Annotated in this window: 5 protein-coding genes, 2 tRNA genes and 1 pseudogene; 3 read left to right on the top strand and 5 right to left on the bottom strand. The window is 64.1% G+C overall.

The window, feature by feature from the left end; genetic code table 11:
• Positions 1–131: 131 nt before the first annotated feature.
• Both WAW17_RS03360 and WAW17_RS03355 read left to right on the top strand, forming a co-directional pair.
• A complete protein-coding gene (locus WAW17_RS03360) occupies positions 132–650 on the top strand; it encodes a pyridoxamine 5'-phosphate oxidase family protein (RefSeq protein WP_422331599.1) in 519 nt (172 codons plus the stop codon).
• A 50-nt stretch (positions 651–700) separates the two neighbouring features.
• Positions 701–892 carry a DUF5302 domain-containing protein gene (locus tag WAW17_RS03355; RefSeq protein ID WP_422331598.1) on the top strand — a complete coding sequence of 64 codons (192 nt, stop codon included), beginning with the start codon at positions 701–703 and terminating at the stop codon, positions 890–892.
• A 102-nt stretch (positions 893–994) separates the two neighbouring features.
• On the opposite strand, the gene WAW17_RS03350 is transcribed toward WAW17_RS03355, so the two are convergent.
• From WAW17_RS03350 to WAW17_RS03335, 4 genes are all read right to left on the bottom strand, one after another.
• Positions 995–1,067, bottom strand: a tRNA-Glu gene (locus tag WAW17_RS03350).
• A gap of 76 nt (positions 1,068–1,143) precedes the next feature.
• Positions 1,144–1,215 (bottom strand) — tRNA-Gln (locus WAW17_RS03345).
• Between the two features lie 138 nt (positions 1,216–1,353).
• Positions 1,354–2,829 (bottom strand): glutamate--tRNA ligase, encoded by a 1,476-nt coding sequence (gene gltX / locus WAW17_RS03340; protein WP_422331597.1) that lies wholly within the window; start codon positions 2,827–2,829, stop codon positions 1,354–1,356.
• Between the two features lie 73 nt (positions 2,830–2,902).
• The gene (locus WAW17_RS03335; protein WP_422331596.1) at positions 2,903–3,676 is read right to left on the bottom strand and encodes a fumarylacetoacetate hydrolase family protein; all 774 of its coding nucleotides are present in this window, start codon (positions 3,674–3,676) and stop codon (positions 2,903–2,905) included.
• A 99-nt stretch (positions 3,677–3,775) separates the two neighbouring features.
• On the opposite strand from WAW17_RS03335, the gene WAW17_RS03330 reads away from it, so the two are divergent.
• Positions 3,776–5,020, top strand: coding sequence for an MFS transporter (locus WAW17_RS03330; RefSeq protein WP_422331595.1), 1,245 nt, complete (start codon positions 3,776–3,778; stop codon positions 5,018–5,020).
• Here the strand turns inward: WAW17_RS03330 and WAW17_RS03325 are convergent.
• Positions 5,017–5,149 (bottom strand): annotated as a pseudogene (locus WAW17_RS03325) (3-isopropylmalate dehydrogenase); the annotation flags it as partial. The gene WAW17_RS03330 and the pseudogene WAW17_RS03325 sit on opposite strands and share 4 nt — an antisense overlap.

The raw sequence follows: 5,149 nt of genomic DNA, 5'->3' as shown, positions 1-5,149 counted from the left end.
CGCCGCAGCCGAAGCATTGCACAAACGACTCTGAATCCTTCGCACGACCGGACCACGGCAACACCGGACACGGCAACACCGGACGGGGCAACCCGAACCGGAGCAGCGAGACGAATCCGACAGGAGTACAGGTGGGCACCAACCAGCGTTCGCAGATCACGATGACCGAAGCGGAGATCACGGAATTCGTGCATCGAAGCCGGATCGCCACTCTCGCAACGGTGAGTGCCGACGGCAGGCCGCATCTGGTCGCCATGTGGTACGCGGTGATCGACGACGAGATCTGGTTCGAGACGAAGGCCAAATCTCAGAAAGCGGTGAATCTTCGCCGCGACGACCGCGTGACGGTTCTAATCGAGGACGGCGACACCTACAACACCCTCCGCGGGGTGTCGATCGAGGGCCGAGCGCAGATCGTCGACGATCCGGACGCGATGTTCGCCGCCGGAGTCAGCGTGTGGAAACGCTATACGGGCCCGTATTCCGACGACCTGCGCCCAGCCATTCACCAATTACTCCACAAACGGATAGTCGTGCGGGTCGTTCCCGAGCGGATCAGAAGTTGGGACCATGCAAAACTGGAAATGCCTTCCATGCCGGTAGGCGGAACCACAGCTGCTTTTCTGTACCGGCCCGACCGTCGCCGCTGACTGGGAAGAAATCTGAGGCATTGCCGGCTTCTCTGGCGTAGCTTCACATTATGAACCGACTGACGAAGGAGTTCGCCGTGGCTGCAGACAACGAGGAAACGAAGAAGAGATTCCGGGAGGCCCTGGAAAAGAAGAACCACCAGGCATCGCAGTCGACCGACCACAAGGACGGACACTCCGCCGTGCACGGGGCGCACGGCCCGGTCGACCACAAGCGCCAATTCCGCCGGAAGACCGGGTAGAACGCCCGGTCCGACCTACCCGTCCGGAACATGAGAATCCGTCCGGAAGAAGGTTCGGAAAAAAGAAACACCCTCCAGTTTCCCGGAGGGTGTTTCTTTTTGTAGCCCCGACGGGATTCGAACCCGCGCTACCGCCTTGAGAGGGCGGCGTCCTAGGCCGCTAGACGACGGGGCCAGGAACTTTGCCTTGCTTTGGAAGCTCAGCAAGCATAGCTTGCTGAAGTTCGGTAACAAAATCAGCCGAACTTCCGCTGGGGTACCAGGACTCGAACCTAGAATGGCGGTACCAGAAACCGCTGTGTTGCCAATTACACCATACCCCAATGGCCGTTTCGCACCGCCGAGCTGTGAGGCCCTGCGGCCCGCCTCGGGCCGAAGAAGAGATTACCAGCCTACCGACCGCATTTACCAAATCGTATGGTCAGCGCCTATTTCTCGCACTCTTCGGCCCGGACCCGCGCTCAGGCCGCGACGCGGGCGCGCGCAGAACGAAGACGCGACAGGGTCATGTCCCGGCCCAGAAGCTCCATCGACTCGTACAGCGGCGGGCTGATGTGCGAGCCCGTGACAGCCACCCGGACCGGCGCGAAGGCCTTGCGTGGCTTGAGACCCATCTCGTCGATCAACGCACCTTTGAGTGCCTCCTCGAGGGTCGCCGCATCCCATGAACTCAGAGCCTCCAGCGAGGCGATCGCGGCATCGAGAACCGGTGCGGAATCGGGGCCGAGGTTCTTTGCTGCAGCGGCGGGGTCGATCTCGAAGGCATCCTCGTCGACGAAGAGGAACTTCAGCAGTCCCCACGCGTCGGACAGCACGACGATGCGAGTCTGGACGAGTTCCGCGGCTGTGGTGAACACCGCGTCGTCGACATCCTCCCCAAGGTGCCCGTGCTCCACGAGGAACACACGCAGCCGAGCGGCGAAGTCGGCCGGCTCGAGCAACCGAATGTGCTCAGCGTTGATCGCGTCCGCTTTCTTCTGGTCGAAGCGAGCCGGATTGGAGTTGACCTCGGATATGTCGAACGCCGCTACCATCTCGTCGAGCGAGAAGACGTCGTGGTCGTCGGAGATGCCCCAGCCCAGCAAGGCCAGGTAGTTGAGCAGACCCTCGGGAACGAAACCCCGGTCACGATGAATGAAGAGGTTCGACTCCGGATCGCGCTTCGACAGCTTCTTGTTGCCCTGCCCCATCACGAACGGAAGATGACCGAACCGGGGAGTGAATTCCGCCACTCCGATCCGCTGGAGGGCCTCGTACAGCGCGAGCTGACGCGGCGTCGAGGACAGCAGGTCCTCCCCGCGCAACACATGTGTGATCTTCATCAACGCATCGTCGACAGGGTTGACCAACGTGTAGAGCGGAATCCCGTTGCCACGCGTGAGAGCGAAATCGGGAACCGTGCCGGCCTTGAACGTGGTCTCCCCGCGTACGAGGTCGACCCAGGAGAGGTCGTGGTCCGGCATCCGGAGTCGAACGACCGGCCTGCGTCCCTCGTCGAGAAACGCCTGCCGCTGCTCGGTCGTCAGTTCACGATCGAAGTTGTCGAATCCGAGTTTGGGATCACGGCCGGCCGACAGATGCCGCTCCTCGACCTCCTGCGGTGTCGAGAACGACTCGTAAGCCTCTCCGGCTTCGAGAAGCCGGGCGACGATGTCCAAGTGCATGTCACGGCGCTGCGATTGGCGGTACGGGGCGTACGGTCCGCCCACCTCCGGCCCCTCGTCCCAGTTCAGTCCGAGCCAGCGCAACGCATCGAGGATCGCCCGGTAGGACTCCTCGGTGTCACGGGCAGCATCGGTGTCCTCGATGCGAAACACGAACGAGCCACCGTTGTGCCGGGCGAACGCCCAGTTGAAGAGGGCGGTGCGGACGAGCCCGACGTGCGGGGTTCCGGTGGGCGACGGGCAGAAACGGACGCGAACTTCGCTTGTGGTCATGGCTCACTTGGGTGGACGCAGGGGGAAGGGACCCCTACAGGCTAGTCCGCACCCGAATCCGGCACGAGAGCCGTCAACGCTTGGCCTTCACCGGGTTCGTGAGAGTTCCGATGCCACCGATGGTCACGCTCACGGTCTGACCGTCCACGATCGGGCCGACACCTTCCGGTGTGCCGGTGAGGATGACGTCTCCCGGAAGGAGTGTCATGACCGCGGACACCCACTCGATGAGCTCCGGAATATCATGCAGCAGAAGCGAAGTGTTGCTGCGCTGCTTCACCTCTCCGTCGACCTCGGTGGTGATGTCGACCTCGGAGGCGTCGAGTTCGGTCTCGATCCAGGGACCGAGCGGACAGAAGGTGTCGTGGCCCTTCGCTCGCGTCCACTGTCCGTCCTGACGCTGATGATCCCGGGCCGACACGTCATTGGCTGCGGTGTAGCCCAGAACGACGTCGAGCGCCTTAGCGGCCGGAACGTCCTTGCAGGGCCGTCCGATCACGACGGCGAGCTCGCCTTCATAGTGCACTTCGTTCGACGAACTCGGCAGCATGATGGCGGCCCCGGGGCCCACGATCGACGTGTTGGGTTTGAGGAAGATGACCGGCTCTTCCGGCGCCTCCCCACCCATCTCGGCCGCGTGAGCTGCGTAGTTCTTGCCCACGCAGACGACCTTGCTGGCCAGGATCGGCGCGAGCAGGCGAACGTCCGCGAGCGGCCAGCTGCGACCGGTGAAGGTGGGAGTGCCGAAAGGATGCTCTGCAATTTCCTTCGCCGTCAGGGAGTCCCCCTCTCCCTCGATACTGACGAACGCAACACCATCGGGACTTGCCACTCGACCAAGACGCATGCCGGCGAGTCTATCGGCCCGCCCTGTGAGTCGGGCGACGCCGGTATAGACTCCCAGGAGAATTCACTATGTGAGACCCATATCCTAGATAGTGAGATTATGACCGAAAGACTCTCCCGATCCACCACCGTCCCCGCCGGCCACAAGTGGCGGATGCTCGCGCTGGGAACCTATGCCCAGGCTGCACAGGCCGTCTTCGTCAACGGTGTGGCGTTCCTGATACCCGCACTGCAGGACGAGCACGGACTGAGTCTCGCCCGCACCGGTCTTCTCGTGGCGGCCCCCACCGTGGGCGTCATGCTCACATTGATCGCGTGGGGCGCCCTGGCCGACCGCTACGGCGAGCGCATCGTTCTGGCCACCGGAATGGCAACCACCGCAGCGGCGGGGTTCGGAGCGGCAGTCTCCGGATCTCTGGGCGCGATGGCCTTCTTCCTGCTCGTCGGCGGTATGTCCGCAGCCTCCGCGAATGCCGCGAGCGGCCGGGTCGTCGTCGGATGGTTTCCACCGCAACGCCGCGGACTTGCGATGGGAATACGCCAGATGTCGCTTCCCGCCGGCATCGCCTGCGCCGCACTGATCATTCCTACTGTGGCGCGTGATCACGGAATCGAGTGGGCACTCGCGTTCCCCGTGGCGGTGTGCACCCTCGCCGCCGTCACGTGCGCGGCCTGGGTGATGGATCCACCGCGCCCCGACCGCGACTGCGCCGAAGCGCAAGGAATGCTCGCCAATCCCTACCGGGACAGCAACACCCTCTGGCGAATCCACGCGGCATCGGTTCTCCTCGTCGTGCCCCAGTACACGGTGTGGACATTCGCCTTGGTGTGGTTGATCTCCGAAAGGCACTGGGAAGCAACGGCAGCGGGCTTGATCGTCACCGCCGCACAGATCCTCGGCGCGCTCGGGCGCATTGCCGTCGGATTCTGGTCCGATGTCGCAGGCAGTCGCATGCGCCCGCTTCGCTTGGTCGCTGCCGCAGGCGGGCTGTCGATGGCCGCGCTCGCTGTGACCGATTGGATGGATTCGCCGGTGGCCGTCGTCGCCCTGCTTGCCGCATCGATCGCCACCGTCGCGCCAAACGGACTCGCCTTCACCGCGGTCGCCGAGTTCGCCGGGCCGTACTGGAGCGGTCGCGCACTCGGAGTGCAGAACACGGGGCAGTTCGTCGCCGCCTCGATCGTTCCGCCGGCCTTCGGCGCGCTGATCGGGCTGGCGGGATTCCCGGTGACATTTGCGATCGCCGCCTGCTTTCCCGCCGCCTCGATACCACTGATCCCCGCGGGCCGATCCGAAGACCGCCCCACGGGGACCGAGGTGACAGAGACGGATTCGCTCTCCTAGAGGGCTGCCGCGATCCGGTCGCCCACCTCGGACGTGACGATCTTCGCCTCACCGCGCGAGGCTAGATCAGCCTCTACGGCGGCTTCGATGCGCGCGGCGTCGCCATCTCGGCCGAGATGGCGAAGGAGC

It is taken from the genome of Rhodococcus sp. (in: high G+C Gram-positive bacteria), assembly GCF_049286785.1.
In the GTDB taxonomy this organism is placed as follows: domain Bacteria; phylum Actinomycetota; class Actinomycetes; order Mycobacteriales; family Mycobacteriaceae; genus Rhodococcus_F.
The sequence above is the reverse complement of the archived record's forward strand: the minus strand, read 5'-3'. Positions and strand labels throughout refer to the sequence as shown.

Bases quoted from the DNA above. Each gene is read 5' to 3' on its own strand.
- WAW17_RS03330 (WP_422331595.1), top strand. From the start codon at position 3,776: ATGACCGAAAGACTCTCCCGATCCACCACCGTCCCCGCCGGCCACAAG.
- WAW17_RS03355 (WP_422331598.1), top strand. From the start codon at position 701: ATGAACCGACTGACGAAGGAGTTCGCCGTGGCTGCAGACAACGAGGAA.
- WAW17_RS03335 (WP_422331596.1), bottom strand. From the start codon at position 3,676: ATGCGTCTTGGTCGAGTGGCAAGTCCCGATGGTGTTGCGTTCGTCAGT.
- gltX (WP_422331597.1), bottom strand. From the start codon at position 2,829: ATGACCACAAGCGAAGTTCGCGTCCGTTTCTGCCCGTCGCCCACCGGA.